3 protein-coding genes are annotated in these 2705 nt (G+C 28.6%); 1 reads left to right on the forward strand and 2 read right to left on the reverse strand.

The features are described from left to right. Nucleotides 1–505: 505 nt before the first annotated feature. On the reverse strand, nt 506–1060 hold the full coding sequence (locus P8V03_RS18755) for an NUDIX hydrolase (protein ID WP_318799338.1): 555 nt from the start codon (nt 1058–1060) through the stop codon (nt 506–508). Nucleotides 1061–1446: 386 nt separating this feature from the next. On the opposite strand from P8V03_RS18755, the gene P8V03_RS18760 reads away from it, so the two are divergent. Next, a complete protein-coding gene (locus P8V03_RS18760; protein WP_318799339.1) occupies nt 1447–1623 on the forward strand; it encodes a hypothetical protein in 177 nt (58 codons plus the stop codon). A 134-nt stretch (nt 1624–1757) separates the two neighbouring features. Here the strand turns inward: P8V03_RS18760 and P8V03_RS18765 are convergent, their stop codons facing one another. Further along, a complete protein-coding gene (locus P8V03_RS18765; protein WP_261673635.1) occupies nt 1758–2474 on the reverse strand; it encodes a phosphatase in 717 nt (238 codons plus the stop codon). Between the last annotated feature and the right edge of the window lie 231 nt (nt 2475–2705).

Consider the following 2705-nt stretch of genomic DNA (forward strand, 5'->3'; position numbering starts at 1 on the left):
ATGATAGTCGCTTACTTCCCAATTTATTGAGAAGATTCATTAAAGAATTGCTGGTTTATTCAAAAATAAGTTATCTTATCTTTACTCTGTTTAATTTTCAAGGATCATGTCGATTCAACTCGACTACTTATATATCATATCATGTTTTCTTTAACTGGTCAACTAGTAATTTATTCTAATTTACATAGTTCACTACATATTATTATGTGGTGTCGTTGACAGCTTTTATATAATATCATAACAAAATACATTATGTCAACAACTTTTATAAACATTTGTCTATTTATATTTTCTCACTAGAGAACGATTGTTATTTTATCATTATTTGCTGACTATAGTATAACGAACACCCTCATTTAGGTGTAGTTATCATATTAATTCACCATATTTCTTATCTATATTCAATTTATAGTAGTTTGATACACCTGACTCAGTTTGTTCACTGTTAACCTTTAAAACTATAGGTCATTTCCAAATATTATAACTTTATCCCTTCTTAAAATTACTAACCTCTTATTTTAGATACTATTTTGTTGTAAACTTTATGCATATGTGGCTCATTAGAATACATATTTATCTTATTCATTGGAATCCACTTAACATCACTATTTTCATCTTCTTTAATAATAAGTAATTCACTTTCATCTGCTTCTATTAAATAAGCAATTGATAGATGTAAATGAGGGGATACGTATTTTCCTTTTTTAATATGTCCTATAACAGGTAAAATATCTAATGAAAAAATATCCTTAGTAACTGGATAGACATTCTTTATCCCTGTCTCTTCCTTAGCTTCTTTAACAGCAACAAGTAATAAATCTTCTTCTCCATCTGCGTGACCCCCTGTCCATGACCAAGAATTATATATATTATGGTGGACCATTAGCACTTTGTCTTTTTCTCTATTAACTATAAAGGCAGAGCTTGTTATATGCACAATTTCATTATTTCTAGTTAAAATATCATTAAATATATTAATACATTTTAACATTATCTCTTTATCTTTTTCCTCTTGTTCATTATAAGGACAATACTCTTTTATTGATTGTATCCAACTCATACTTTTCTCCCCTCCCATAAAATATAAATAACTTAAGTTTTGGCTAACATTCTTTGTGATTTCCTTACTAAATTGCACCTTCTATTATAGTTAAACTTTTGTCAAAATACCATAGTCTTCTTTTATTAATTTTTGTTATTAGGTGCTTTTATAAAAATATCACTAAAAATCCTAAAAAAAGCAAGTAATTCTGATGGAAATTTGCAGTAAAATTCATATATAAAAATCATTTCCGCAGCATATTAAGTTTTTTCCGAAAAAACTTGCTTCCATAATATCAATGTTCATCTCTTTAAGAAACAATCCATTAATCTTGTTTTATTAGCTTTTAGTTCTTTTGTATATTTATAATGTTTCTTTTTAATAATATTAATGGAGGTGATATAATGGCCGATAAAAACAGAAAGGATTACATTAATCCAATTACTGAATTTGCTAGTATATTTGTTTCAGATGAGAAAATAAATATACAAACGGAAGATATGTTTGATAGGAGTTTACCTCCTCTCTCCATACGAGACTTATTTAACAAAGAAGGCGACAGCGAATCTAATGGACACTAATAACTAGAACGTATATAGATTGTTATTAATTAAGTCTATATACGTTCGTCTAATTCTCAATTTAAATATCATTACAGGATACTTTTTAGTAAATATATATTACTTATATTATTATACTAAAAGAAAATCTGGTACTACTCCAATTTTCCTTTACTCTTTAAGTAGTCTATAAATCTATCTCCTCCAACATTCATTATAAGTTCTTCTGGCATATCTATAGCTTCTAGTATTTTTTCAGCTTTAGGAAACTTGCCAATTTGAAAACAGGTGTGAGCATCACTTCCAAGCACAATTTTAACATTATATTCTTTACATAATCTCGCTATCTTCATGCAATTTTCTTCGCTTCCTGATCTGGAATTAAAGGATCCATTATTTATTTCTATAAGAATATCTTTTTCTTTTGCTTTTTTAATTACCTCTTCTTCATATATAGAAAAACTAGGATTTCCCGAATGTCCTATTATATGTACGTATTTATTATTCATCACATTTAATAAAGCCTCTGTATTCTCTTCTCTGGTTCCTGGTTTTATGCAAACATCATGTAAGCTTGCTATGACTACATCTAGATTTTTTAATACACTTTCTGGAATATCTAAATTGCCCTGAAAATCTATTATATTTGCTTCACACCCTCTTAGAAGTAAAACTCCAAAAAGTTCTCTTGGCATAACTTTTAAATTTTTAAAATGAAAAATATGTGGTCCTCCAGGCATAGCAGGTCCATGATCTGTTGTTCCTAAAATTTTTATGCCATTTTTAGCTGCTTCTTTCACATTCTCTAGCCATGTTGTATATGCATGGCCACTAACTATAGTATGTGTGTGCGTATCTAGTATATAATTCATACCAAAACTCCCTTTCACAAAAGTATTTTAATTTAAAAATATAGAATTATTAATTATCCTGATCTTTTACTAATATTTTAGTATATCCAGCCTCTTAATAATGAATTCCAGGCCTATAAAAGTATTAAATAGAAAAGACACTAAGCTTCACGCTTAGTGTCTTTTGTAAATTACCTGGCAGCGACCTACTCTTCCACTCAGTCTCCCGAGCAGTACCATCGGCACTGTGAA

This window comes from Clostridium tanneri (assembly GCF_033659955.1).
Classification (GTDB): Bacteria; Bacillota; Clostridia; order Clostridiales; family Clostridiaceae; genus Clostridium_AM; species Clostridium_AM tanneri.